General features: G+C 68.4%; 21 protein-coding genes, 1 pseudogene and 1 riboswitch. Of the genes and pseudogenes, 15 read left to right on the plus strand and 7 right to left on the minus strand.

The genetic code is table 11. From position 1 onward, the window contains the following. Window positions 1–86: riboswitch (ZMP/ZTP riboswitch) on the minus strand. Window positions 87–175: 89 nt separating this feature from the next. The 7 genes and pseudogenes from AB0P21_RS35680 to serA all read left to right on the plus strand — a co-directional run bounded on the left by AB0P21_RS35680 (window position 176) and on the right by serA (window position 9,816). Further along, window positions 176–1,174 carry a hypothetical protein gene (locus AB0P21_RS35680; protein WP_363702846.1) on the plus strand — a complete coding sequence of 333 codons (999 nt, stop codon included), beginning with the start codon at window positions 176–178 and terminating at the stop codon, window positions 1,172–1,174. Between the two features lie 184 nt (window positions 1,175–1,358). After that, window positions 1,359–3,044, plus strand: coding sequence for a dihydroxy-acid dehydratase (gene ilvD, locus AB0P21_RS35685; protein ID WP_363702848.1), 1,686 nt, complete (start codon window positions 1,359–1,361; stop codon window positions 3,042–3,044). 248 nt (window positions 3,045–3,292) lie between these two features. Further along, window positions 3,293–5,041: an acetolactate synthase large subunit gene (locus tag AB0P21_RS35690; RefSeq protein WP_363702850.1), complete on the plus strand. Its 1,749-nt coding sequence runs from the start codon at window positions 3,293–3,295 to the stop codon at window positions 5,039–5,041. Then, window positions 5,042–5,545, plus strand: a pseudogene (gene ilvN, locus AB0P21_RS35695) (acetolactate synthase small subunit); the annotation flags it as partial. It abuts the gene before it with no gap. 231 nt (window positions 5,546–5,776) lie between these two features. Beyond that, window positions 5,777–6,796: a ketol-acid reductoisomerase gene (ilvC, locus tag AB0P21_RS35700; protein ID WP_363703301.1), complete on the plus strand. Its 1,020-nt coding sequence runs from the start codon at window positions 5,777–5,779 to the stop codon at window positions 6,794–6,796. A 118-nt stretch (window positions 6,797–6,914) separates the two neighbouring features. Then, entirely contained in the window at window positions 6,915–8,105 is a 1,191-nt protein-coding gene (locus tag AB0P21_RS35705) for a trypsin-like peptidase domain-containing protein (protein ID WP_363702852.1), read from the plus strand. Window positions 8,106–8,217: 112 nt separating this feature from the next. Then, window positions 8,218–9,816, plus strand: a complete 1,599-nt coding sequence (gene serA, locus AB0P21_RS35710; protein ID WP_363702854.1) for a phosphoglycerate dehydrogenase — start codon at window positions 8,218–8,220, stop codon at window positions 9,814–9,816. A gap of 521 nt (window positions 9,817–10,337) precedes the next feature. Here serA and AB0P21_RS35715 read toward each other — a convergent pair. The 4 genes from AB0P21_RS35715 to AB0P21_RS35730 form a co-directional block, all read right to left on the minus strand. Next, the gene (locus AB0P21_RS35715; RefSeq protein ID WP_363702855.1) at window positions 10,338–10,934 is read right to left on the minus strand and encodes a hypothetical protein; all 597 of its coding nucleotides are present in this window, start codon (window positions 10,932–10,934) and stop codon (window positions 10,338–10,340) included. Between the two features lie 119 nt (window positions 10,935–11,053). After that, window positions 11,054–12,181 (minus strand): hypothetical protein, encoded by a 1,128-nt coding sequence (locus AB0P21_RS35720; protein ID WP_363702857.1) that lies wholly within the window; start codon window positions 12,179–12,181, stop codon window positions 11,054–11,056. Next, window positions 12,178–12,690, minus strand: coding sequence for a SigE family RNA polymerase sigma factor (locus AB0P21_RS35725; protein WP_363702859.1), 513 nt, complete (start codon window positions 12,688–12,690; stop codon window positions 12,178–12,180). The genes AB0P21_RS35720 and AB0P21_RS35725 overlap by 4 nt, the downstream gene beginning before the upstream one ends. Window positions 12,691–13,115: 425 nt before the next feature. Then, window positions 13,116–13,682: a class I SAM-dependent methyltransferase gene (locus AB0P21_RS35730; RefSeq protein WP_363702861.1), complete on the minus strand. Its 567-nt coding sequence runs from the start codon at window positions 13,680–13,682 to the stop codon at window positions 13,116–13,118. 259 nt (window positions 13,683–13,941) lie between these two features. Between AB0P21_RS35730 and AB0P21_RS35735 the strand changes: the two genes are divergently transcribed. The 3 genes from AB0P21_RS35735 (at window position 13,942) to AB0P21_RS35745 (ending at window position 16,322) form a co-directional block, all read left to right on the plus strand. Then, the gene (locus AB0P21_RS35735) at window positions 13,942–14,094 is read left to right on the plus strand and encodes a hypothetical protein (protein WP_363702863.1); all 153 of its coding nucleotides are present in this window, start codon (window positions 13,942–13,944) and stop codon (window positions 14,092–14,094) included. After that, the gene (locus AB0P21_RS35740) at window positions 14,091–15,140 is read left to right on the plus strand and encodes a 3-isopropylmalate dehydrogenase (protein WP_363702865.1); all 1,050 of its coding nucleotides are present in this window, start codon (window positions 14,091–14,093) and stop codon (window positions 15,138–15,140) included. Before AB0P21_RS35735 ends, AB0P21_RS35740 begins: the two co-directional genes overlap by 4 nt. Before the next feature lie 90 nt (window positions 15,141–15,230). Next, window positions 15,231–16,322 (plus strand): branched-chain amino acid aminotransferase, encoded by a 1,092-nt coding sequence (locus tag AB0P21_RS35745; protein ID WP_363702867.1) that lies wholly within the window; start codon window positions 15,231–15,233, stop codon window positions 16,320–16,322. Between the two features lie 35 nt (window positions 16,323–16,357). Here the strand turns inward: AB0P21_RS35745 and AB0P21_RS35750 are convergent, their stop codons facing one another. Continuing rightward, the gene (locus AB0P21_RS35750; RefSeq protein WP_363702869.1) at window positions 16,358–16,780 is read right to left on the minus strand and encodes a hypothetical protein; all 423 of its coding nucleotides are present in this window, start codon (window positions 16,778–16,780) and stop codon (window positions 16,358–16,360) included. A 51-nt stretch (window positions 16,781–16,831) separates the two neighbouring features. On the opposite strand from AB0P21_RS35750, the gene AB0P21_RS35755 reads away from it, so the two are divergent. From AB0P21_RS35755 to AB0P21_RS35765, 3 genes are all read left to right on the plus strand, one after another. Continuing rightward, complete coding sequence (locus AB0P21_RS35755; RefSeq protein WP_363702871.1) at window positions 16,832–17,230, plus strand: hypothetical protein; 399 nt, start codon at window positions 16,832–16,834, stop codon at window positions 17,228–17,230. 229 nt (window positions 17,231–17,459) lie between these two features. Further along, window positions 17,460–19,049 (plus strand): citramalate synthase, encoded by a 1,590-nt coding sequence (cimA, locus tag AB0P21_RS35760; RefSeq protein WP_363702873.1) that lies wholly within the window; start codon window positions 17,460–17,462, stop codon window positions 19,047–19,049. Beyond that, a complete protein-coding gene (locus AB0P21_RS35765) occupies window positions 19,046–19,324 on the plus strand; it encodes a hypothetical protein (RefSeq protein WP_363702875.1) in 279 nt (92 codons plus the stop codon). The genes cimA and AB0P21_RS35765 overlap by 4 nt, the downstream gene beginning before the upstream one ends. On the opposite strand, the gene AB0P21_RS35770 is transcribed toward AB0P21_RS35765, so the two are convergent. Together AB0P21_RS35770 and AB0P21_RS35775 are read right to left on the minus strand one after the other, a co-directional pair. Further along, window positions 19,311–20,399 carry an epoxide hydrolase family protein gene (locus AB0P21_RS35770; RefSeq protein ID WP_363702877.1) on the minus strand — a complete coding sequence of 363 codons (1,089 nt, stop codon included), beginning with the start codon at window positions 20,397–20,399 and terminating at the stop codon, window positions 19,311–19,313. The genes AB0P21_RS35765 and AB0P21_RS35770 overlap by 14 nt on opposite strands. Before the next feature lie 59 nt (window positions 20,400–20,458). Next, window positions 20,459–21,697 (minus strand): PQQ-binding-like beta-propeller repeat protein, encoded by a 1,239-nt coding sequence (locus AB0P21_RS35775; RefSeq protein WP_363702879.1) that lies wholly within the window; start codon window positions 21,695–21,697, stop codon window positions 20,459–20,461. A gap of 113 nt (window positions 21,698–21,810) precedes the next feature. Here AB0P21_RS35775 and AB0P21_RS35780 point away from each other — a divergent pair, with 113 nt between their 5' ends. Next, window positions 21,811–22,245, plus strand: a complete 435-nt coding sequence (locus AB0P21_RS35780) for a MarR family transcriptional regulator (protein ID WP_363702881.1) — start codon at window positions 21,811–21,813, stop codon at window positions 22,243–22,245. Then, window positions 22,242–23,600 carry an MFS transporter gene (locus AB0P21_RS35785; RefSeq protein ID WP_363702883.1) on the plus strand — a complete coding sequence of 453 codons (1,359 nt, stop codon included), beginning with the start codon at window positions 22,242–22,244 and terminating at the stop codon, window positions 23,598–23,600. Before AB0P21_RS35780 ends, AB0P21_RS35785 begins: the two co-directional genes overlap by 4 nt. Window positions 23,601–23,606 lie beyond the last annotated feature (6 nt).

The raw sequence follows: 23,606 nt of genomic DNA on the forward strand, positions 1-23,606 counted from the left end.
CGGAGGCGCCCAGGCGGACGACGCCTTCACTTGCCGGAACGTTCGCTCCCCGGTGGTGCTCCACCTCGCCAGTCGCGAACGCTGATCCGAGCCTAGCTGCTGCGCGTTCTGCAACAACGTGCAACGACCGTCGACGTAAGCCTTTAGGAGCACGGAGCGCGCCTAGCATCCAGGGATGGACCACTCTCCACGGAAGCCGGCAGCGGTGATCAGTACCGATGAGCTGCGGCTTGATCAGGCGTGGAGCGATCTGGATCTCGATGCTGCTTGCGCTGCGGTTCGGCGTGGGGATCTGGCCGGTGGGATGGTGCTGCTGAAGAAGACGCCGGCGAGTCTCGACGTTCGGTCGATTCGGGTGTTCGGGCTGGGGCAGGCGGCGATCGGGCGTAGTGAGTTGCTGGAGATGCGGCTTACGGCGCGGCCGCGTGATCCTGATCTGTTGCTGTGGCTCGGGCAGACGTTGGTTGCTGAGGCTTGGGAGGTGCGGAGGAGTGCGGCGGCTGAACATGTGTCTGGGCAGCGGGCGGCGACTTTCCAGCAGATCCTCAAGCGTGCGTCCGTCGCTTTGAGGGCGGCGATCGACGCGGCGCCGGATGATGCGGTGCCGTGGGAGGTTCTGCAGTGGGCTGCGTTGGGGATGCAGAAGGAGTCGCTGGAGAAGGAGTTCATCTTCGACAGTGCGGTTGAGCGGAATCCGGATTCGTTCGCGGCACATGTGGGTCGGGTGCAGGTGCTGGCGCCGAAGTGGTCCGTTCTTGAGCTGGGTGAGTTGGTGGGGTTTGGTGAATTGGTTGCTGGAAAGGCCAAGCCTGGTTCGGTTTTGGGTGCTGTTCTTGCTTATGTGATTGCTGAGGTCTATCTCGACGTGATGGCGGACGGCTCCGCGGCCAAGGTGCGGCGTCTCACTCGCGAGGTCGGCAACCAGCGGGAGGCCGTCCTTGCCGCTCGGGACAGGTGGTGGGTCGTCGATCGGGTTGCTGAGGCTCCGGATGTTGCGGCGCATGGAGCCATGGCGTTCGCGCTCAAGGTCACCGGCGCCAGTGGCGCCGCGATGGAGCATGCTGCGCTGACCGGGGGCAGGATCGAAACCCTGCCGTGGGCCTATACCCAGACCACCTCGACCGGTGACCCGCTGGTCGGCTTCGCGACCGCCGTCGCCAACAACATGAGCTGACCGCACGCCGCAGCCAGCACCCCGCGGCAGCACGCCGCAGCAGCACGCCGCAGCAGCACCCCATGGCAACACGCCGCAGCGGCACCCCGCAGCAGCACCCGCGGCGCGCGTGAGCGGCGATTCAGCGCAGTACTGGACAGGGGGTCACCAGTCTCATTCGCCCGACGCTCTTACAGTGAGCGGTATGTCGAACACGCCTGATATCAAGCCGCGGAGCCGCACGGTCACCGATGGGCTGGAGGCGACTGCCTCGCGGGGCATGTTGCGCGCCGTCGGGATGGGGGACGACGACTGGGTCAAGCCGCAGATCGGCGTCGCCTCCAGCTGGAACGAGATCACCCCCTGCAACCTCTCGCTCGACCGGCTCGCGAAGGCGGTCAAGGACGGCGTTCACGCGGCCAAGGGATATCCGCTGGAGTTCGGCACGATCAGCGTCTCCGACGGCATCTCGATGGGCCATGTCGGGATGCACTACTCGCTGGTGAGCCGCGAGATCATCGCTGACTCCGTCGAGACGGTGATGGAGGCGGAGCGGCTCGACGGTTCGGTGCTGCTGGCCGGCTGCGACAAGTCGCTGCCCGGCATGTTGATGGCCGCCGCGCGCCTCGATCTGGCCAGCGTCTTCCTGTACGCCGGTTCGATCATGCCCGGCAAGCTGGGCGACAAGGACGTCACGATCATCGACGCCTTCGAGGCTGTCGGCGCCTGCGCGCGGGGGCTGATCACCCGTGAGGAGGTCGACGCCGTCGAGCGGGCGATCTGCCCGGGTGAGGGCGCCTGCGGTGGCATGTACACCGCGAACACGATGGCGTCCGCCGCCGAGGCGCTCGGGATGTCGCTGCCCGGTTCGGCCGCGCCGCCTGCTGTGGACAGAAGAAGAGACGGTTTCGCGCGCAAGTCCGGCGAAGCGGTGGTCAACCTGCTCACCAAGGGGATCACGGCCCGGCAGATCCTCACCAAGGAGGCGTTCGAGAACGCGATCGCCGTGGTGATGGCGCTCGGCGGTTCGACCAACGCAGTACTGCACCTGCTCGCGATCGCCCGCGAGGCCGAGGTCGATCTCACTCTCGACGACTTCAACCGGGTCGGCGACAAGGTCCCGCACCTGGGTGACCTGAAGCCGTTCGGCCGCTACGTGATGACGGACGTCGACCGCGTCGGCGGCATCCCGGTCGTGATGCGCGCGCTGCTCGACGCCGGACTGCTGCACGGCGACTGCCTGACGGTGACCGGCAAGACGATGGCCGAGAACCTGGCCGAGATCGCTCCGCCGGACATCGACGGCACGATCATCCGCGCGCTGGACAAGCCGATCCACCGCACCGGCGGCATCACCATCCTCAAGGGCAGCCTGGCTCCGGACGGCGCCGTGGTGAAGAGCGCCGGGTTCGACGAAGACGTCTTCGAAGGGACCGCGCGCGTCTTCGACGGCGAGCGCGGCGCGATGGACGCGGTCGCGGACGGTTCGCTGAAGGCCGGTGACGTCGTGGTGATCCGCTACGAGGGCCCGAAGGGCGGTCCGGGGATGCGCGAGATGCTCGCCGTCACCGGTGCGATCAAGGGCGCCGGCCTCGGCAAGGACGTGTTGCTGCTGACCGACGGCCGCTTCTCCGGCGGTACGACGGGACTGTGCGTCGGCCACGTCGCGCCCGAGGCCGTGGACGGCGGACCGATCGCGTTCGTCCGCGACGGCGACCGGATCACCCTGGACGTCAAGAACCGCACCCTGGACCTGCACGTGGAGCCGGCCGAGCTCGAACGACGCAGCCAGGGCTGGACGCCGAAGGAGCCCGCGATCACCCGGGGCGTGCTCGGCAAGTACCGCAGGCTGGTCACCTCCGCCTCCGAGGGCGCTGTCTGCATCTCCTAGACTGACCTAAACGTAAGACGGTCATCTCAATCCATGAGATGGAACTGTGTCAGGCTTGACCGGATCGAGAGGAGTCGGCGAAGGTGACTGCATGCGATCGATTCTTCTCGTACTTGTGCGGCGCGCCGACTGACGCGACCTTCGAGTCGAGCGCGCCCCCTCAGCCCACCCGGCAGAGGGGGCTTTTTCTTTGGAAAAAGCAGCAGTCTTTTGTGAAGCAACAGCAGTGACGACCAAGGGAAGGCACCATGAGTGAGCAGTTGACCGGGGCACAGGCTCTGATCCGCGCACTGGAACATGCCGGAGTGGACACCGTCTTCGGCATCCCGGGCGGCGCGATCCTCCCGGCGTACGATCCGATGCTCGACTCGACCCAGATCCGCCACATCCTGGTACGTCACGAGCAGGGCGCCGGCCACGCCGCCCAGGGCTACGCCTCGGCCACCGGCAAGACCGGCGTCTGCATGGCGACCTCCGGCCCCGGCGCGACGAACCTGGTGACGCCGATCGCCGACGCCTACATGGACTCGGTGCCGCTGGTCGCGATCACCGGCCAGGTCGCCAGCGCGTCGATCGGCACGGACGCCTTCCAGGAGGCCGACATCCGCGGCATCACGATGCCGATCACCAAGCACAACTTCCTGGTCAACGACCCGAACGACATCGCCAGCACGATCGCCGAGGCCTTCCACATCGCCTCGACCGGTCGCCCCGGCCCGGTGCTGGTCGACGTGACCAAGGACGCGATGCAGGCCACGGTCGAGTTCCGCTGGCCGACCGAGCTGTCCCTGCCCGGCTACCGCCCGGTGACCCGCCCGCACCCCAAGCAGGTGCGCGAGGCGGCCCGGCTGATCGCCGCGGCCGAGAAGCCCGTCCTGTACGTCGGTGGCGGCGTGATTCGAGCCAAGGCGCACGCCGAGCTGAAGGAGCTCGCCGAGCAGTGGGGCATCCCGGTCGTCACCACCCTGATGGCCCGCGGCGCGCTCCCCGACACGCACGAACTGCACTTCGGGATGCCGGGCATGCACGGCTCGGTCTCGGCCGTCGGCGCGCTGCAGCGGTCCGATCTGCTGATCTGCCTGGGCGCCCGCTTTGACGACCGGGTGACCGGCAAGCTGAGCTCGTTCGCGCCCGAGGCCAAGGTCATCCACGCCGACATCGACCCGGCGGAGATCGGCAAGAACCGGCACGCCGACGTGCCGATCGTGGGTGACTGCAAGGAGGTCATCGTCGATCTGATCGCGGCGCTGAACAGCGAGATCACCAGCAACGGCCGGACCCCGGACTACTCGGCCTGGCGCGGTCAGCTCGACGCGGTGAAGGCGAAGTACCCGGTCGGGTACGACGAGCCGGAGGACGGCAGCCTGTCCCCGCAGCACGTGATCCAGCGGATCGGCCAGATCGCCGGCCCGGACGCGATCTACACCAGCGGCGTCGGCCAGCACCAGATGTGGGCGGCGCACTACCTGCCGTTCGAGAAGCCGCTGCACTGGCTGAACTCCGGCGGCCTCGGCACCATGGGGTACTCCGTGCCCGCCGCGATGGGGGCCAAGGCCGCGCGGCCCGACAAGACCGTCTGGGCGATCGACGGCGACGGCTGCTTCCAGATGACCAACCAGGAGCTCGTCACCTGCGCGCTGGAGGGCATCCCGATCAAGGTCGCGGTGATCAACAACCAGTCGCTGGGCATGGTCCGGCAGTGGCAGACGCTGTTCTACGACAAGCGCTACTCCAACACCGACCTGCACTCGGCCCGGATCCCCGATTTCGCCAAGCTGGCCGAGGCGATGGGCTGCGTCGGGCTGCGCTGCTCGGACAAGGAGTCGGTCGACGCCACCATCGACAAGGCGATGTCGGTCACCGACCAGCCGGTGGTGGTCGACTTCGTCGTCCACCGCGACGCGATGGTCTGGCCGATGGTCGCGGCCGGCAGCAGCAACGACGACATCCAGTTCGCCCGCGACATGGCCCCGCAGTGGGATGGGGAGGAGTTGTAAATGTCCAAGCACACGTTGTCGATTCTGGTGGAGAACAAGCACGGCGTACTGGCCCGGGTGGCGGCGCTGATCTCGCGCCGCGGGTTCAACATCGACTCACTGGCCGTCGGCCCGACCGAGCACCCCGAGGTGTCCCGGATGACGATCGCGGTCAGCGTGGACGAGCAGCCGCTGGAGCAGATCACCAAGCAGCTGAACAAGCTGGTGAACGTGATCAAGATCGTCGAGCTCGAGCCGACCGCCACCGTGCAGCGCGAGCTGCTGCTGGTGAAGGTCAAGGCCGACACCCTCAGCCGCGGGCAGGTGCTGGAGACCGTCCAGCTGTTCCGGGCGAAGGTCGTGGACGTCACCCCGGACGCGATCACCATCGAGGCGACCGGTAATCCCGAGAAGCTCGAGGCCATGCTCCGGGTGCTGGAACCCTTCGGCGTCCGCGAGCTGGTCCAGTCCGGCATGGTCGCGATCGGCCGGGGCAGCCGCTCCATCTCCGACCGCACCCTGCGCCCGGTCCCGGTCCCGCCGCCGCACGTGGCGACCGGCGCACCCGCGCTGCAGGCCCGCCCGGCAGGCGCTGCGAACACGGCCGGTACTGCGACGCCCGCCGGCGCTCCCGGCCCCAACCCGTCCCACCCGGTTCCGGCGCCGCCGCCGGGTCACCGTCCCGCCCCGGCCCGCCAGGGCTGAATCCCCTCTCACAAAAGTAATCAAGGAGACGAGCTCCAAGTGGCAGCAGAAATGTTCTACGACGACAACGCCGACCTGTCGGTGATCCAGGGCCGTAACGTGGCCGTGCTCGGCTTCGGCAGCCAGGGCCACGCCCACGCGCTGTCCCTGCGCGACTCCGGCGTCGACGTCCGGGTCGGCCTGCCGGAGGGCTCGAAGAGCCGTGCCAAGGCCGAGGCCCAGGGCCTGCGGGTGCTGACCCCGTTCGAGGCGTGCGAGGAGGCCGACGTGATCGTCGTGCTCGCCCCGGACCCGGCGCAGCGGTCGCTCTACAAGGAGGCCATCGAGCCGAACCTGGTGGACGGCGACGCGCTCGTCTTCGGTCACGGCTTCAACATCCGGTTCGGCTACATCAAGCCGCCGGCCGGCGTGGACGTCTTCATGGTCGCCCCGAAGGGCCCCGGCCACCTGGTCCGCCGTGAGTTCAGCGAAGGCCGCGGCGTGCCCGTGCTGGTCGCTGTCGAGCAGGACCCGACCGGCAAGGCCTGGGACCTCGCGCTGTCCTACGCCAAGGGCATCGGCGGCCTGCGGGCCGGCGGCATCAAGACCACCTTCACCGAGGAGACCGAGACCGACCTGTTCGGTGAGCAGGCCGTCCTCTGCGGTGGTGTCTCGCAGCTGATCCAGTCCGGCTTCGAGGTGCTGACCGAGGCCGGCTACCAGCCCGAGGTCGCGTACTTCGAGTGCCTGCACGAGCTCAAGCTGATCGTCGACCTGATCTACGAAGGCGGGATCGCCAAGCAGCGCTGGTCGGTCTCCGACACCGCGGAGTACGGCGACTACGTCTCCGGCCCGCGGATCATCGACGAGTCGGTCAAGCAGCGGATGAAGGACGTCCTCGGCGACATCGTCGACGGCACCTTCGCGGCCCGCTTCATCGCCGACCAGGACGCCGGCGCGCCGGAGTTCGCGGAGTTCCGCAAGAAGAGCCAGGAGCACCCGATCGAGGCCGTGGGCAAGGACCTGCGCGGTCTGATGGCGTGGGTCAAGTCGCACGACGACGACTACGTCGAGGGCAGCGCGGCGCGCTGACCCCTGAGCAGTACGCCGACGCCCGGCTCACCCCTCGTGGTGGGCCGGGCGTCGGCCTGTTGTTTGACACAATCAGTCACGCAGCAGGCCGAAGCGGGTGATGAGGGGGAGTCGAGTGGTGGACAGCGGTCGGCGGGAGTTGCCGAGGCCGCCCCGGCGGATCCCGGCCGGAGTGCTGGCGCCGCTGACCTCGATCGAGGCGCCGCCGCGCCGCCCGGCCGTGACGCCCGAGCCGCCGTTGCCACCGAAGTTCCGGCCCCGTTTTCTGGTGCCGCTGGTCGTTTTCGTCCTCGTGCTGGGGGCGGGCGCCGGTTGGCTGATCCGGCAGGACAGCCTGACGATGGACACGGCCGAGGTGCAGAAGCTGACCGGTCCGAGCGTGGTCCGGATCCTCGCGACCACCTGTGAGGGCACCGGGATCGCGAGCGGCGTACTGCTCGACAACGGCCTGGTGCTGACCGCGGCCTCCGCGATCAAGCAGCCGATGTCCGTCGCGCTGACGACCACCACCGGCGAGGTACGCCGGGCCAACGTGCTCGGCAGCAGCCCGGACGGCGTCGCAGTACTGCGGATGATCGGCCAGCTGACCAACCCCAAGGCGCAACTTGCCCCGAAGAACCCACCCGGCGCGGCCGAGCAGGCCGTGATCGCGTTCATCGCGAACGGTCTGCAGACCATCCAGCCGCTCGGCTCGGCGAAAGACCCGAAGCCGCTCAGCTCGGTGCTCAACGCAACCAAACTCGGCGGACCGGTGCTGGACACCAAGGGCCGGGTGGCCGGCCTGGTCACCGGCGACACGGTGGCGACCGCCAAGATCGTCCCGCTCGGCAACCTTCGCCAGTACTCCGGTCCGCAGCTGTCCGGCATCACTCCTGAGCCCGGCGGGTCCTGCGGGCGCTCGCGCGGACCGCAGGTGCCGATCGTGCCGGAGCTGACGGTGGCCAACACGCCGCTGGCCGGCGAGGTCCAGAAGCTGCTGGGCGACTACCTGACCACCACGAACAAGCACGATTTCGCGGCGATCCGGGAGCTCTACTCGGCCCACCTGGCCAAGAACCTCCCCGAGGCGACGGACCGCGAGCACCACCAGACGTCGTACCTGTTCGGGGCGCGGATCACCGAGGTGACGGAGACGGGCGAGTTTGTGAACGCCCGGATGACCTTCACCGTGCTGTTCTCGCCGAACAGCCTCGGCGCCGACGGGAAGACCTGCAACCGGCTCGACAACCGGTACCGGCTGGTCCGGCAGAACGGGAAGCTTGTGGTCGACACGGCGACCGCAGTACTGGCCCCGCTTAGCTGCGACTGAGATGAGACCCTCCGGGTGGCCGGGACCCGGACCAGGTAAGGTTGGTCGCAGCGGGCACAGCGCGGTGCTCTGATTCTTCGAGCCCCCAACCGCTTCTGCAGGAGATGTCTCCATGACTGTCGCAACCCGACCTGTCGTCCTGATCGCCGAAGAACTCTCCCCGGCCACGGTCGAGGCGCTCGGCCCCGACTTCGAGATCCGGCACGCCAACGGCGCCGATCGCGCCGAGCTGATCCCGGCGATCGCCGATGTCGACGCCATCCTGATCCGCAGCGCCACCAAGGTGGACGCCGAGGCGCTCGCTGCCGCCAAGAAGCTCAAGGTGGTCGCCCGCGCGGGCGTCGGCCTCGACAACGTCGACGTGAAGGCCGCCACCCAGGCCGGCGTGATGGTCGTCAACGCGCCGACCTCCAACATCGTCAGCGCCGCCGAGCTGGCCGTCGCGCTGCTGCTGGCCGCGGCCCGCCGGGTGCCGGCCGCCGACCTCTCGCTGAAGAACGGCGAGTGGAAGCGCAGCAAGTTCAGCGGCGTCGAGCTGTTCGAGAAGACCGTCGGCATCGTCGGCCTGGGCAAGATCGGCGTCCTGGTCGCCCAGCGGCTGGCCGCCTTCGGCATGAACGTGATCGCCTACGACCCGTACGTGCAGGCCGGGCGCGCCGCTCAGATGGGTGTCCGGCTCGCCACCCTCGACGAGCTGCTGGCCGCGTCGGACTTCATCTCCGTGCACCTGCCGAAGACGCCCGAGACGATCGGGCTGATCGGCGACGAGCAGCTGCACAAGGTCAAGCCCGAGGTGATCATCGTCAACGCCGCCCGTGGTGGCATCGTCGACGAGGCCGCGCTCTACACCGCGCTGAAGGAGGGCCGGGTGGCCGCGGCCGGGCTGGACGTCTTCGCCAAGGAGCCGTGCACCGACTCGCCGCTGTTCGAGTTCGAGAACGTCGTCGCCACCCCGCACCTGGGCGCCTCCACCGAAGAGGCCCAGGAGAAGGCCGGGATCGCCGTCGCCAAGTCCGTCCGGCTCGCGCTGTCCGGCGAGCTCGTACCCGACGCGGTCAACGTCCAGGGCGGCGTGATCGCCGAGGACGTCCGGCCCGGCATCGCCCTGACCGAGAAACTCGGCCGGATCTTCACCGCGCTGGCCGGCGGCGTGGCCCAGCAGCTCGACGTCGAGGTGCGCGGCGAGATCACGCAGTACGACGTGAAGGTGCTCGAGCTGGCCGCGCTCAAGGGCGTGTTCGCCGATGTCGTCGAGGACAACGTCTCCTACGTGAACGCGCCGCTGCTCGCCGCCGAGCGTGGCCTCGAGGTCCGCCTCGTCACCGACCACGACAGCCCCGAGCACCGCAACCTGATCACCCTGCGCGGCACCCTCGCCGACGGCGGCCAGGTCTCGGTCTCCGGCACCCTGGTCGGCGTCAAGCAGTCCGAGCGGCTGGTCGAGATCGACGGCTTCGACCTGGAGGTCGAGCTGGCCGCGCACCTGGCGTTCCTCAGCTACGAGGACCGGCCGGGCATCGTCGGCCAGGTCGGTGGGATCCTCGGCAAGTCCGACATCAACATCGCCGGCATGCAGGTCAGCCGGGATCGCAAGGGCGGCAAGGCGCTGGTCGCGCTGAGCGTCGACTCCACCATCCCGACCTCGGTGCTGGACGAGATCGCCACCGCGGTACAGGCCGACACGGCGCGCGCGGTCGACCTCGAGGTCTGAGAGCTCTGAGAAGTCTGAGAAGTTAAAACACCCCTGGGGTCGCCTGCGGCCCTGGGGGCAGGGCAAACTGGACGAACAGATCCGGCCTGCCGCCCGCAGGCGCATGGCGGCCGGCCAGGGCCCGAGCCCTCCTACCTGGGAGTGCGCTCGGGCCCGTCTGTTTGTTGGGTACTTCGGGGGAAGCCGCCCCGCGGGGCTCCTTCGTCGCGCCGCTCCCCACCCCCCGGCTCCGGGCTCCTTCGTCGCCCTCCCGCCGCCTTGGATTGTGGGGGCTGACCGGCTTGGCGAGGAGGAGTGGTCGCGAGGTCAGGTGCCGCGGGGGTCAGGTGCCGTGGGGAGACCGCCCCGCGGGGCTCCTTCGTCGCGCCGCTCCCCACCCCCCGGCTCCGGGCTCCTTCGTCGCCCTCCCGCCGCCTTGGAATGTGAAGGCTGACCGGCTTGGCGAGGAGGAGTGGTCGTGAGGTCAGATGCCGCGGGGTTAGGTGCCGCGAGTCAGGTGCCACTGCGGTAGGCGCGGTTGGTCAGTGCCGCAGGTTGTTCCGCAGCCCGAAAGCTTCGACGACCCGCTGGGCGACCTGTCCCGGGGTGAGGTTCGTGTTGTCGATGCGGACATGATCGTGCTGCTCGATCAGCTCCTCGGCCTTGGTCCGCGAGCCGCCGGTGTTCAGCGTGTAGTCAACATCCATCGCCAGCAGGTTGCGCCGAGAGCCCTCCAGGTCACGCTTGCTGGCCTTCTGCGCGAGGCGGAACTCGGTGCTGTTGCGCGCGAGCCGCTCGTCCTGCTCGGCGTACAGCTCGACGAATCGCGCCCGGCCGCCGGCTTGCTCGACGATCTGGACGTACGACGCGACCGTGTCCCTGTCCTCGGCGTTGTCCAGCGCCCACACGAAGGTGAACACCAGGCCGGGCAGGTCCGAGGTCGCGGCCTCCTCGATCACCCGGCGTCGGAACTCCGAGACCAGCCGCCCGAATGGCGGCGAGCCGAACGGGAAGATCCCGAGCACCGGCTCGATCGTCGCGTGGTTGTGGAAGAGCTTGAACCCGGTCAGCTCGCACAACGCGTGCCCCACGGTCATTTTCCCGACCGCGGCCGGGCCGAAGACGATCACCAGATCCATCCGCACATGGTGGCAGCCTCATCGCCGTACGGACGAAGGGTTTACTCCGGGTTGAGCTTGGGTGCCACCGCCTGGGCGGAGTACCCGGGTTGTGAGATCCGGGTACTCCGCCTGCGGGGCTACGAGGTGATGGGCGCGCCGATCGGGAACTGGACGGTGGACTTCGGGGTCACGGGTGGGGCGAAGGACTTGACCGAGGTGTCGCAGGTCGTCTTGGTGACCGACTTGATGGTGCAGGTGAGCAGATCCAGGCGGGAGGATTCGGTGACGAAGCCGATCGCGTGGAAGGTGTGGTCGTCCTTCCACTGGGTGGGCACGATCAGCACGTAGCCGGGGACCGTGAGGGCTGCCGACTTGCCGCTGCGGAGGTCGACCACACTGACGACGTCGGCCTTGTCGGTCATCAGGTAGCGGGCCTGGGGGGAGAGGTGTCCGGTCCAGCCCTCGTAGTGAGTCGGGTCGGCGGCGTTGACGTCCTTGCCCACACCCAGGTCGGTGTCGCCGCCCGCCGGGTTCTCCCAGAGGAACTGGCCGGCTTCGGCGGCGACCAGGAACGTCGTGGGCGCCTTGGGCTTGATCAGTTCGCCGACGCCGGTGGCGATGTCCCAGCGACGCAGGCCGTCGGAGGCACCGAAGTACGCGATGCCATCGTCGATCGCGGCGACGCGGACCGGCGGATCGGCGGTTGCGGAGCCGCGCGTGTTGCCGGTCGAGGTGCGCGCCACTTCCTGCGCGGCCACCAGGTTGTAGACGACGAACTCCGGGACCGGGCGCGTCGGGTCGACCCAGCCGACCATCCCGCGATCTGGGTCCGCGGCGAGCAGTTGGTTCTTGCCGACCTTGCCGATCGGGGTGGTGGCGCCGCCTTCGGCCACCCGGAACACGCCTCCGTCGGCAGTCGTGTAAACGAACGCGACGTTGGTCTGGACGAACGAGGCGATGGCCGAAGGCACCCGGATCACCTGCGGCCCGAAGTGGATCTCCTTGCCGTCGGCCCAGGTCGGCCGGCGTTCGGCGAACGGTCCGCCGACCGCGACCTTGACCTCCGGATCGGTCGTGAGGTGCTGGACGGTGGTCAGTCCGCCGCCGATCACGGCCGCACTCGCGGCGACCGCGACCAGCACGGAGCCCAGCCGGCGGCGCTTGATCCGGCGATTGCCGGTAGCAACGATCGCGGCCAGGTCGACGGCCGGCTCGCCGATCGCCTCGGCCTCTTCGGTGAACGTGTCCTTCAGCAGGCCGGTCATGCGGTCACCACCTTCTCCATCAGCAGGAGCGCGTCCGGACCGAGCCCGGCGCGCAGTTTCTTCAGCGCACGGGAGCTCTGGCTCTTCACCGTGCCTTCGCTGCAGCTGAGGACCCGCGCGGTCTCGGCCTGACTCAGGTCCTCGTAGTACCGCAGCACGAGTACTGCGCGCTGCTGCGGCGGGAGCTTGCGCACTTCGCCCCACAACCAGATGCGGGCGGAGGCATCGTCAGCAGGCGCCGGTACGCCGGACGGCAGGCTCTCGTGCGGCCGTTCGCCCCACGACTTGCGCCGGAACCAACTGATCGCCGTATTGGTCATCACCTTGCGGGTGTACGCCTCGGCGTTGGCCGAGTCGCGCAGCTTGTGCCACCGCACGTACGTCTTGGTGAGGGACTTCTGGAGCAGGTCCTCGGCGAGCCCCCGGTCGCCGATCAGCAGATACGCATAGCGGAACAGCGCTCGCTGCCTGCTGATCGTGAACTCCTCGAATTCACGCCCTATCGCCATCTGTGTCCTCTCAACACCCGATGCCCTGCGCACCGGTTGCCCCCTTGACGCTCCCAGGCCGCCGAAGCGTTGCCAGAGATGGGGGAGAGTTTCAGGGGTGGGCGGCGGCAGGCAGCGGGTGGTGCCTGCCGCCGCCCACCGGATTGGCGATCGATCTCGCGCGGGGCCGGGGCGATCGAACTCACGCGAGCCGGCGCGATCGAACTCACGCGAGCCGGCGCGATCGAACTCGCGCGAGCCGGGGCGATCGAACTCGCGCGAGCCGGGGCGATCGAACTCGCGCGAGCCGGGGCGATCGAACTCGCGCGAGCCGGGGCGATCGAACTCGCGCGACACCCCTCTTCGGGCAAGCCGGTCAGCCTTCACATCCCAAGGCGGCGGGAGGGCAACGAAGGAGCCCCGCGGGGCGGTCTCCCCCGAAGTACCTACCGCTTGGTCGCAAGCAGCACAGCAGCGTCCGACGCAACCATCACCTCGACGGTCGTGAAGCGCTTGTCCTGCAGCCATTCCTGCCGCAGCGTGTCGACCCGGCCCTCATACATCGGCGGCCACACACCAGACGGGGTGAAGTCGTCCAGCACCACAAACCCACCCGGCTCAACAGCTTCCGCGATCACATCGCGCGCCGACAGCTTCGCCTCGCGAGCATCCACGAACAGCAGCGAGAACGGTCCACGCTCGATCAGCGCGGTCCAGTCGGCGGACAGCACCTCGATCCGGCCGTCGTCGGCGAAGAGTTCCTTCACCACCTGCGCCAGCTGGGGGTCGCTCTCGGCGGTGATGATCTTGGTGTCGTCGGTCGCGCCGTGCCGCAGCCAGGCTGATCCGACGCCGCAGCCGGTGCCGACCTCGCCGAGGGTTCCGGTGCGGGATGCCGCCAAGGTGGCGAGCAGCCGGCCGGTCTCGTTGCGGGTCGCGCTGACGAATCCGCGCCGGCCGGACAGGCTGAGGGCCGCGGAAACCAGCGGGGGCAGTTCTGGGGGAGCACTCACCGGTTGAGAGTTGCACAGCATCGGGCCAGTCGTGTCACTGGTATCTCACATTTCGGGACAGAGTGCCCGCATTGTGGCGAATTAGTCGCACGCCAGAGTATCTTCGGACCCATCATGCAGTTCGTGGTACGCCTTATTCGCTGCCGCGCCGGGGTCCGCTGAGGCCGACCTCCCCGGCGCGGGTTTCGGCGTACCTCCCGCCCGGTAGTGCCAGTCGTCGGCCGTTTGTGACAAGCACCAGACCAAACGGGAGACCAGCATGTACGACATGTATCCGGCCAACTGGAAAGTCGTCGACGGACGCGAGCGCAAAGCCGCCCGCCGTCGCCGGCCCGCTCCACGCCAGACCGAGACCCAGCCAGTCCAAGAGGCCATGAACCGCCGCGACAACGGGGGAGAACCCAAGAAGTGAGCACTACACAGTCGTTCAAGCTGGCCGTTGTCGGTGGCGACGGGATCGGTCCCGAGGTCACCGCCGAGGCACTCAAGGTGCTCGACGCGGTCAGCGCGAACTACGGCGTCACCTTCGAGCGCACGGAGTACGACCTGGGCGCGAAGCGCTGGCACGAGACCGGTGAGACGCTGCCGGACGCCGAGCTGGAGGAGATCCGCGGCCACGACGCGATCCTGCTCGGCGCCGTCGGCGACCCGACCGTGCCGTCCGGCGTGCTCGAGCGCGGCCTGCTGCTCAAGCTCCGCTTCGCCCTCGACCACTACGTGAACCTGCGCCCGTCGAAGGTCTACCCGAGCGTCGGCTCGCCGCTGGCCGACCCGGGTGTGGTCGACTTCGTCGTCGTCCGCGAGGGCACCGAAGGCCCGTACGTCGGCAACGGCGGCGCCCTCCGGGTCGGTACGCCGGCCGAGATCGCCACCGAGGTCTCCGTCAACACCGCGTACGGTGTGGAGCGGGTCGTCCGGGACGCGTTCGCCCGGGCCCAGGCGCGGCCGCGCAAGAAGCTGACGCTGGTGCACAAGAACAACGTGCTCGTGCACGCCGGTCACCTGTGGACCAGGACCGTCGACGCGGTCAAGCAGGAGTTCCCCGAGATCGCGGTCGACTACCTGCACGTGGACGCGGCGACCATCTTCCTGGTCACCGACCCGGCCAGGTTCGACGTGATCGTCACCGACAACCTGTTCGGCGACATCCTCACCGACCTGGCGGCGGCGATCACCGGCGGAATCGGGCTGGCCGCGAGCGGGAACATCAACCCGGACCGGTCCGTGCCGAGCATGTTCGAGCCCGTGCACGGCTCCGCGCCGGACATCGCCGGCCAGCAGAAGGCGGACCCCACGGCAGCGATCCTGTCGACCGCGCTGCTGTGCGACCACCTCGGCCTGAGCGAGGCGGCGGCCGCGATCGAGGCAGCCGTGACGGCCGATATCGAGGAGCGCACCGGCTCCCCGCGGACCACGTCGGAGATCGGTGACGCGATCGCCAAGCGCGCTGCGGGGTGATGACGTGCCACCGCTCGACACCCGCCCAGGTGGCGCGGGCCACCTTGCGCATGCTCGCCTGACCAGTTCAACAACAGGTACGGTGCGGCTATGAGCGCGGATTTGCAGTTCACCGTTGAGCCCAACACCCAACCGGCCAGCGACGACCAGCGTGCCCAGACCCTGGCGAACCCAGGATTCGGGCAGCACTTCTCCGACCACATGGCGATCGCCACCTGGACCCGGGAGAACGGCTGGCACGACGCGAGGATCACCGCCTTCGGGCCGCTGGAGCTGTCTCCGGCGACCTCGGTGTTCCATTACGCCCAGACGATTTTCGAGGGGATGAAGGCCTACCGCCACCTCGACGACTCGATCCACCTGTTCCGGCCCGAGGCCAACGCGGCGCGGTTCAACCGGTCGGCCCAGCGGCTCGCGCTGCCGGAGCTGCCCGAGGACGCGTTCCTGGACTCGCTGCACAAGCTGATCGAGATCGACAAGGCCTGGGTCCCCGCCGGTGGCGAGACCTCGCTGTACCTGCGGCCGTTCATGTTCGGCTCGGACCCGTTCCTCGGCGTCCGGCCGTCGGCCCAGGTCACGTACTGCGCGATCGCCTCGCCGGCCGGCTCGTACTTCGCCAAGGGCGTCAAGCCGGTCCGCATCTGGCTCAGCGAGGAGTACACCCGGGCAGCCCCCGGCGGCACCGGCGCGGCCAAGACGGGCGGCAACTACGCCTCGTCACTGCTCGCCCAGGCCGAGGCCATCGAGCAGGGTTGTGACCAGGTCGCCTTCCTCGACGCGGTCGAGAAGAAATGGATCGAAGAGCTCGGCGGGATGAACCTGTACTTCGTCCTCGACGACAGCACCGTCGTCACCCCGGAACTGTCCGGCACGATCCTCGAGGGCATCACCCGCGACTCGATCCTGAAGCTCGTCACCGATCTCGGCTACAGCGTCACCGAGCGGAAGATCTCGATCGACGAGTGGCGCGAGGGCGCCGCCTCCGGGCGCATCCAGGAGGTGTTCGCCTGCGGCACCGCCGCGGTGATCACCCCGGTCGCCTCGCTCAAGTGGAACGGCGGCGAGGTCCAGGTCGCCGACGGCGAGGGCGGCAAGGTGACCGCCGCCGTCCGCTCGGCCCTGCTGGACCTCCAGTACGGCCGCGCCACCGACACCCACGGCTGGATGACCAAGGTCTGCTGAAGACCAGAGCCGAACGCCCCGGAATCGCCTCGCGGTTACCGGGGCGTTCTGCTGTGCGGTTGGGCGGCGCGAACGACAGCGACGGTGACGAGCCAGCAGACCACGGCCGCGAACGGCGCCCAGCTCAGTGAGACTCCAGCCATTCCCCGCGGCCGATCGACGAGCAGGATCGCGGTGGCGATCAGCCCGGCGCCGGCCATCACCAGGGTGGCTTTGTCGCTCACCGGGAGAGTCAGCACCGTGATCGCCGCCACCAGATAGACCATCAACAGCAGCACGCCGTGGGCGCCCATCGGCGAATGGTCCTGGCCGGGAACCACGCCGGACATGCCGAAGCCGCTGGCGGTGAAGGCCTCGCGCTCAGGCGTTCCGTCGAAGACGAACCAGGTCGGTGCCAGCAGCACGATCGCGACGACGGCGCAGGCGATCGCTGCCGGCCGGAACGGAATGGACCTCATTCACAGGATCCTCTCAGCCGGACGGGCCAGGGATTTGGATAGGGTCGGGCGATGAGTGGCTTTCCGGACGAGGTCGAGGCGTACTACGCGAAGCTGGCCGAGCAGCGTGGTTGGCAGCCGGACACCGCGCGGGCCTATCGCGCGTCGGTCGAGCTGATCCGGGACCTCGATCGGGGCACCGGTGCGCGGACGTTCGGGGCGCGCGCCGACGAGTACGGGACGGACTGGCTGTTCGAGGCGGTCTGGCACGAGCGCGAGTGGGTCATCGTCCGGCAGTTGCAGGTCGGCGAGGACGGCACCGTACTGCGGTACTGGTGGCAGCGCCTCGAGGACGAGGACGGCGGGCTCACCGAGGAGGGCCTGAATCGCGAGGAGTGGGGTCTGCGCCCGCTCAGCCGGGAGGACTTCTATACCGCCTGGGACGACCCGGGCTGGTCGCTCAGCGCCTGATCCAGTACTCCGCCACGCTCCGTAGTACTGACTGAAGTACTGGATGTTCGCTTTTCGAGACAATCGGCCACCTGACGGAATTCCTATGGCAGACTTCGAAACGTCATGAAGACCTACGCGATCATTATTACCTAGGCGCGCTCAGCCGGCAGTACCTGAGCGTGCAGACCTCTCGCATTGTGCGGGGGGTTTTTTGTTTGCCTGAAGCCCGTATTCGGAAGGCGATCCCGTGAGTACATCCGACGAGTTCCACGTCTACGACACCACTCTGCGCGACGGCGCGCAGCAGGAGGGTCTGGCGCTGTCCGTGGCCGACAAGATCGCCATCGCGCAGCACCTGGACGACTTGGGTGTGGGCTTCATCGAGGGCGGCTGGCCGGGCGCGGTGCCGAAAGACACCGAGTTCTTCCAGCGGGCCCGCACCGAACTGCATCTGCGGCACGCGACCTTCGCGGCGTTCGGCGCCACCTGCAAGCCCGGTACGCCGGCCGCCGACGACCAGCAGGTCGCCGCGCTGCGCGACTCCGGCGCCGCTGTCGTCACGTTGGTTGCCAAGAGCCACGATGCTCACGTCGAGCGGGCGCTGCGGACCACGCTGGACGAGAACCTGCGGATGATCGCCGACACCGTGCGGCACCTGACCGAGCACGGCCAGCGGGTCTTCCTCGACACCGAGCACTTCTTCGACGGCTACCGCGCCAACCGCGCCTACGCCCTGGAGGTCGTGCGGGTCTCGGTCGAGGCCGGCGCCGACGTGGTCGCGCTCTGCGACACCAACGGCGGCACGCTGCCCCGCGAGCTGCAGGAGATCGTCCGCGACGTACTGGACACGACCGGCGCGCGCCTCGGCATCCACGCCCACAACGACGGCGGCTGCGCGGTGGCGAACTCGATCGCCGCCGTCGAGGCCGGCGCCACCCACGTCCAGGGCACCATCAACGGGTACGGCGAACGCACCGGCAACGCCGACCTGCTCGCCGTCGTCGCGAACCTCGAACTCAAGCGGGGAATGCAACTCCTCCCGCCCGGCCGGCTGGCCGAGTCGTACCGGATCGCGCACGCGATCGCCGAAGTGACGAACGTGCCGCCGTCGAACCGGCAGCCGTACGTCGGTGTGTCAGCTTTCGCCCACAAGGCGGGACTGCACGCCAGCGCCATCAAGGTGGATCCCGATCTCTACCAGCACACGGATCCCGCCCTGGTCGGCAACGACATGAGGATGCTCGTCTCGGAGATGGCCGGCCGGGCCAGCGTCGAGCTGAAAGGCCGTGAGCTCGGCTTCGACCTCGGCAACGACCGCGACCTGGTCAGCCGGGTGACGGACCGGGTCAAGGAGATGGAGTCGCGCGGCTACACCTTCGAGTCCGCCGACGCGTCGTTCGAGCTGCTGCTGAGCGAGGAGGCCGACGGCCGGCGGGTGAGCTTCTTCGACGTCGAGTCCTGGCGGGTGATCACCGAGTCCCGCGCCGACAGCGAGGCGGTCTCCGAGGCGACCGTGAAGCTGGTGGCCGGCGGTGACCGCGAGGTCGTCACCGGCGAAGGCAACGGCCCGGTGAACGCGCTCGACCACGCGCTGCGGACCGCGATCGAGCGCGCCTACCCGGTGGTGAACAAGTTCGACCTGGTCGACTACAAGGTCCGGATCCTCGACCAGGGACACGGCACCGACGCGGTGATCAGAGTCCTGATCGAGACCGCCGACGGCGAGGGATCCTGGCTCACCGTCGGGGTCGGACACAACATCGTCGAGGCATCCTGGGAGGCGCTGGTCGACGGCGTCACCTACGGTCTGCTTCGTCACAAGGAGGTCGTGCGATGACTGCCATGGCAACCCTGGCCCCGGTCAAGACGACGCCGCCGGCGTACGTCGTACCGGAGCGCGTGCTCACCGTCTTCACCGCGGACATCGTCGAGACCCGCGGCCTGCTGGCCCGGATCGCCGTCCAGCTCAACCCGTACGATGTCCGCGAGCTGACCCTGTGCCTGGAGAGCTGCACCCTCCGAATCGTTGTCGAAGGCAACGGATTCGACGCCGGCCGGGTGGCTGCGCGGCTGGACAAGGTGATCGGCGTACTGGAGGTCAGCTACTCCTGACCAGCTGGAAGAACGCCGTGATGTCGGCGGCCAGCTGCGCCGGAACCTCGAGCGCGGAGAAGTGACCGCCGTGCTCGAACTCGGTCCACCGGCGTACGTCGTACAGGTGCTCGACGTGTGCCCGGACGGCGAGGGTGATGTCGTGCGGGAAGACGGCGACACCGATCGGGACCGGGCAGGGTGGTGACGCTTGCCGCGCGGTCTCCTTGGTCAGACGGGCCGACGACCCCGCCGTACCGGTGAACCAGTAGAGCGAGACGTTCGTCAGCAGCTCGTCCATCGAGATGTCCGACGACGGGTCGGTCCACTCGGTGTACTTCTCCGCGATCCAGGCGAGCTGGCCGACGGGGGAGTCGGTCAGCGCGTACGCGATCGTCTGCGGCCGGGTCGCCTGCAGTGCCTGGTACGCCGGCCGGTTGGCCATCAATTCCTTGATGCGTGCCAGGCGCCGGGTGTCCTCCTCGTCGAGTTCGAACGTCACGCCTGGCGGCGGCGGACCTGGCAGATAAGTGAGATGCAGGCCGACCACGTTGCTCGGAGCGGCGACGGCGAGCGCTCGCGAGATCCCCGACCCGAAGTCGCCACCGTGAGCGCCGTACCGGTCGTAGCCGAGGCGGCTCATCAGTTCGGCCCAGGCGCGGGCGACCCGATCGACGCCGCAGCCGGTCTCGTGTGTGGGCCCGGAGAACCCGAATCCTGGGATCGACGGAATCACCAGGTGGAATTGAGCCGACAACGGCTCGACCACCTCCACAAATTCGGCAAACGACCCCGGCCATCCGTGGGTGAAAATCAACGGCAGCGCATCCTCGCGGGCAGAGCGCACATGCACGAAATGCACCCGCTGCCCGTCGATCTCGGTCACGTACTGCGGAAGCTGGTTGAGCCGCGCCTCCTGCTCGCGCCAGTCGAAGCCCGTCGCCCAGTACTCCGCCAGCTCCCGCACCCGGGCGAGCGGGATGCCGTGGTCCCAGCCGACTCCCGGCAGTTCGTCGGGCCAGCGCGTACGGGCGAGACGATCGGCCAGATCGTCCAGGTCTGTTTGCGGAACGGTGATGGTGAACGGCTCGATCATGACCGACTCCTTCGTTGGTTGAACCAACAATACGTCGGAATGATTGGCCGTGCCAACGATTAGTTCTTGTGCAGCTCGACGATCCGGTCACCCAGTTGAACTGCGGTAGCGGCGGATTCCACGCGTTGTCCTGACTCGGCGGTGGTGAGTTCGCCCTGGCCCGCGCCGTTGGCGATCCAGGTGAAGCGGTTGCTCTCGGCTCCCACCGCGTCGACCACGGTGGTGCGTGAGATCGCCACGTCGCCGGAGTACTGCGCGATGGTCAACTCGACCGTCCGGCCGCGTCCGTCGAGGTTCACCAGCTTGCCGGTGACGGTGTCGGTCACGGCCCACGCGACGACGTTACGGTCCTGGTCGCGCTTCTCGACCGCGAGGTAGCGCCCGCCGACGCCGCCGTCGTACCAGTTCACGGACCAGTGGTCCTCGATCGGCACCTCGCGTACCTCGCCGGTCTCGGGCTCGAGGAGGATGGCCCTGTCGTCGTACAGTGCCCGCGCCTTGCCGTCGACAACATCCAGGACCTCGTGGCCGTTGGATCCTCTGAACTCCGCCTGCCAGGAACGACCGCCCGCCAGGGGAGTGCCCTTGGCCAGCCGGCGGCCGTTCTTGACGAAGCCGAACTCGACGAAGGTGTTGCCCGCGACAACGAAGTCGTTGCCGGCGGCCTGCACCATGGCCGCCGCCTTGCCTGTTCGTATGTTGAGCACGGCAACCGGCGCCGACTTGTCGCTGCCGCGGATGGCGATCCAGTCCGATCGGGGGACCCAGCGGCGTGGGTTGTAGGAGCTTTGCCCGCCGGACCCGGCCTGCGCCTCACCGGCCTGCGTCCACAGCTTCTTGCCGGTCTGGACCTCGATACCCGTCGTCGTCTCGTTGCCGCTGAACACGACGACGTCGCCGTTGGTGGTGAAGGGCTCCTGCTGGCCGATGCTCTGGCTCCAACGCGTTGTGCCGTCGGCAATTGAGACCACCGCCGCCTGATTTTCCCGTTGCGAACTGCCCGAGTCGCCATGGAGGAGGACGGAGTCTCCGCCCAGTTGTTGCGACCGAACCGTGCCCGAGTCGCCGAAGCTGTTCTTCCACGCTTCGCTGCCGTCGGTGATCGCGCGGCCTTGCAGTGCATGGGTTTCCTGGTTGAGCGTGACTGCGAGCTTGTTGTTGGCGGCGATCAGCAAGGTGCCTTCGCCGACCTTCCAGCCGGACGGTCTGATCGGGGGGATGCGGACAACGAGAGCGCCGACTGCGGCGACGGCGACAGTCACCACGAGAGCGGTGAGGGCCACGGTTCTCTTGCGCATTCAAGTCCTCGCTCGGGGCGGTCGATGAAACCGTCAGCATGCTAAACGGGAGGTCCTCCGAAGATAGACAGTCTGGACTGGACAGTTTGGACTGACGGTCGTACGGTGAAGAGGTGGAGATCTCCGAATCCGCGGTGCAGGCGGCCAGTGAAGTCCGGGTCGTCGTCAGCCGGCTGCGCCGGCGACTCCGTGAGCTGGCGGAGACGGCCGACCTCACGCCGTCGCAGCAGTCGGTGGTGAGCCGGCTCGACAAGGACGGCGCCGCGTCCGCGAGCGATCTCGCCGCCGCCGAGCGGGTTCGGCCGCAGTCGATGGCCGCCACTGTCGCGGCGCTGGCGGAGCTGGGATTCGTCGAGCGGACTCCGGACCCCTCGGACGGTCGTCGGCAGCTGATCTCGCTGACCACAGCAGGGCAGGAGCGGCTGCAGGGGGATCGGCAGGTGCGGCAGGAGTGGCTGGCCAACGCGCTGCAACAGAACTGCACCGAGGCCCAGCGGCAGACCATCATCGAGGCGCTCGCGTTGCTCGAGGAGGCGACCCGGGCGTGACCAGCGCCTTCGATCGCAAGCTGGTGGCGCCGATGATGCTCGGCTCGATCCTGAACCCGATCAACTCGAGCATGCTTGCGATCGCGCTGATCCCGATCGGCGCAGCCTTCGGCGTCCCGCCGTCCGAGACCGCGTGGCTGGTGACCGGTCTGTACCTCGCGACCGCCGTCGGGCAGCCGGTGATGGGCAAGCTGGTCGACAGCTACGGCCCCCGTCCGCTCTACCTGATCGGCACGGCCCTGGTGGGAGTCGCCGGCTTGCTGGGTGCGCTCGCGCCGAGTCTCGGCTTCCTGATCGCCTCCCGGGTCCTGCTCGGCTTCGGGACCTCAGCGGCGTACCCGGCGTCGATGTCGTTGATCCGCAGCGAGTCCGACCGCACCGGTCAGCAGAGTCCGGCCGGAATCCTCAGTGCGTTGTCGATCGCCAACCAGGTGATCGCGGTGATCGGCCCGACCCTCGGCGGGCTGCTGATCGGGCTCGGCGGGTGGCACCTGATCTTCACGATCAACGTGCCGCTGTCGATCGCGTGTGTGCTGCTCGGCTGGTTCTGGCTGCCGCGCCGGGCGACCGGCGTACGGACTGCTGCTCGGCGGCTGGACTATGCCGGGATCGTGTTGTTCGCGGGGACGCTGGTTTCGCTGATGGTTTTCCTGATGCGGCCGGCCGTTGATCGGCTGTACCTGCCGGTGCTGGCTGTCGCGATCGGCGCGGCCTTCGCAGTACGGGAGCTTCGTACTTTGGAGCCGTTCATCGATCTGCGTGTGTTTGGTGGCAATGCGCCTTTGCTCGCGACCTATGCGCGGCAGGTGCTCGCATTCGTGGTCAGCTACTCGTTCCTCTACGGGTTTGCCCAATGGCTGGAGGAGACGCGCTCGCTGAGCGCCTCCGTGGCCGGCTTGGTGCTGCTGCCGATGTCCGGCGCCGCGATCGTCATCACGGTGATCACCGGCCGGCGCGCCCAGGTCCGCGCCAAACTCGTTGCTGGCGGCATCATCTTGCTGATCGCCGGCGCCGGTCTCCAACTGGCCGGGCAGGGCAGCGCCCTGTGGTTACTGGTCGCGCTCGGAATCGCCGCCGGTTTCCCGCAAGGCCTCAACGGCCTGGCCAATCAGAACGCCCTGTACCACCAGGCGGATCCGGCGCGAATGGGTTCGTCCGCCGGTCTCCTCCGGACCGCCACGTACGTCGGTGCCCTCGTCGCCGCCGCGGCCAACGCGACCTTCTTCAAGACCGGGGCAAGCACGACCGGCCTCCACCACCTGTCCTGGTTTCTGATCGGCATCACCAGCTTGCTGCTGATCATCACACTTCTCGACCGCTCCCTGAGCCGCATCGGCTCACCCCAACCCACCTGAAAGGTC

The sequence above is a fragment of the Kribbella sp. NPDC056861 genome, assembly GCF_040687575.1.
Taxonomy (GTDB): domain Bacteria; phylum Actinomycetota; class Actinomycetes; order Propionibacteriales; family Kribbellaceae; genus Kribbella.

Excerpts from the sequence above, each read along its gene's own strand:
- AB0P21_RS35725 (WP_363702859.1), bottom strand. The coding sequence starts at position 12,690 with ATGGCGATAGGGCGTGAATTCGAGGAGTTCACGATCAGCAGGCAGCGA.
- AB0P21_RS35735 (WP_363702863.1), top strand. The coding sequence starts at position 13,942 with ATGTACGACATGTATCCGGCCAACTGGAAAGTCGTCGACGGACGCGAG.
- AB0P21_RS35690 (WP_363702850.1), top strand. The coding sequence starts at position 3,293 with ATGAGTGAGCAGTTGACCGGGGCACAGGCTCTGATCCGCGCACTGGAA.
- AB0P21_RS35745 (WP_363702867.1), top strand. The coding sequence starts at position 15,231 with ATGAGCGCGGATTTGCAGTTCACCGTTGAGCCCAACACCCAACCGGCC.
- serA (WP_363702854.1), top strand. The coding sequence starts at position 8,218 with ATGACTGTCGCAACCCGACCTGTCGTCCTGATCGCCGAAGAACTCTCC.
- AB0P21_RS35720 (WP_363702857.1), bottom strand. The coding sequence starts at position 12,181 with ATGACCGGCCTGCTGAAGGACACGTTCACCGAAGAGGCCGAGGCGATC.
- AB0P21_RS35765 (WP_363702875.1), top strand. The coding sequence starts at position 19,046 with ATGACTGCCATGGCAACCCTGGCCCCGGTCAAGACGACGCCGCCGGCG.
- AB0P21_RS35680 (WP_363702846.1), top strand. The coding sequence starts at position 176 with ATGGACCACTCTCCACGGAAGCCGGCAGCGGTGATCAGTACCGATGAG.
- AB0P21_RS35770 (WP_363702877.1), bottom strand. The coding sequence starts at position 20,399 with ATGATCGAGCCGTTCACCATCACCGTTCCGCAAACAGACCTGGACGAT.
- AB0P21_RS35750 (WP_363702869.1), bottom strand. The coding sequence starts at position 16,780 with ATGAGGTCCATTCCGTTCCGGCCGGCAGCGATCGCCTGCGCCGTCGTC.
- AB0P21_RS35775 (WP_363702879.1), bottom strand. The coding sequence starts at position 21,697 with ATGCGCAAGAGAACCGTGGCCCTCACCGCTCTCGTGGTGACTGTCGCC.
- AB0P21_RS35755 (WP_363702871.1), top strand. The coding sequence starts at position 16,832 with ATGAGTGGCTTTCCGGACGAGGTCGAGGCGTACTACGCGAAGCTGGCC.
- ilvC (WP_363703301.1), top strand. The coding sequence starts at position 5,777 with ATGTTCTACGACGACAACGCCGACCTGTCGGTGATCCAGGGCCGTAAC.
- ilvD (WP_363702848.1), top strand. The coding sequence starts at position 1,359 with ATGTCGAACACGCCTGATATCAAGCCGCGGAGCCGCACGGTCACCGAT.
- AB0P21_RS35715 (WP_363702855.1), bottom strand. The coding sequence starts at position 10,934 with ATGGATCTGGTGATCGTCTTCGGCCCGGCCGCGGTCGGGAAAATGACC.